Consider the following 914-nt stretch of genomic DNA (forward strand, 5'->3'; position numbering starts at 1 on the left):
GCTTATCCTGCGGCCACAGTCATCGGGATACCGATTGCTGTAAAGCGGTTGAGGAATGAGCGGCAAGCGCCACTGGTCCGAGCGCAGCCGCGAATGCGCGGATCTGAACCTCTGCCACCTGGCGGTCAAAGTCCCGCGACATCAACCGTTGGCCGAGCAGCTTCACGCAGTTCATTTTTGTTTCGACCCTGCTGCGGCGGTGATGCCCGCTCCAGTTCCGCCAGAGCGCCCGGCCCAAGTGCTTCGATGCTCGCAGGATCTCGTTGCGCGCCCGGGCACCGGCTGTGTCCGGCTTCCATGGCCTGGCATTCCGTCTCGGCGGAATGATGGCTGCAGCGGCGCGCGCGGCGATGGCGTCGTGGCAGGCGCGGGTGTCATAGGCGTCGCCAGCGGTGCTCGAACCGGTGGCGCATCCGCTGGCAACTCAGCGGTGACGGTGGCGATCTCCTCCTCCCCCGGGATCTGGGCAAGCAGGTCCGGCAGCATCCCTCGCCGGTTTGCTCGGACCGGTGGCGCTCACCGGCTCGACATCGCCGACATTGCCGGACGTGACCTCGACGGCCCGGATTTCCAATGTTTCCTCGTCGATTCCGAGGTGAATCTTGCGCCATGAGCGGGCCGCGCCACCGGTCCGAGCGGCACCGCGAATGCGCCGTTTCGAGCCGCCATGCTTGCGCGTGTGCCACTCGCCTTCGCCTTCCACCTTGATGCCGGTGCTGTCCGCTGCCCGGCAGGGTATTGCGCAGCAATGCCCGAGAGGGGACGAGCAGGTGCAGCTGCCCCTTCGAGCCGCGATACGGAATGATCACGTCTAATGTTCGACGGGCTGTCGCGGCGCCACTGGCGCCACGGTCCCGTCTCACTCTGGCGGCGTGACAGAGTGCTGAAGTTCGGCACGGACCAGTCGAGCCTAG

The 914-nt window shown here is 66.2% G+C and carries 1 pseudogene; it reads right to left on the reverse strand.

The features are described from left to right. Positions 1-19: 19 nt before the first annotated feature. Positions 20-703 (reverse strand): annotated as a pseudogene (locus FGX59_RS37040) (transposase). Between the last annotated feature and the right edge of the window lie 211 nt (positions 704-914).

This window comes from Poseidonocella sp. HB161398 (assembly GCF_005870025.1).
GTDB lineage: Bacteria > Pseudomonadota > Alphaproteobacteria > Rhodobacterales > Rhodobacteraceae > Mangrovicoccus.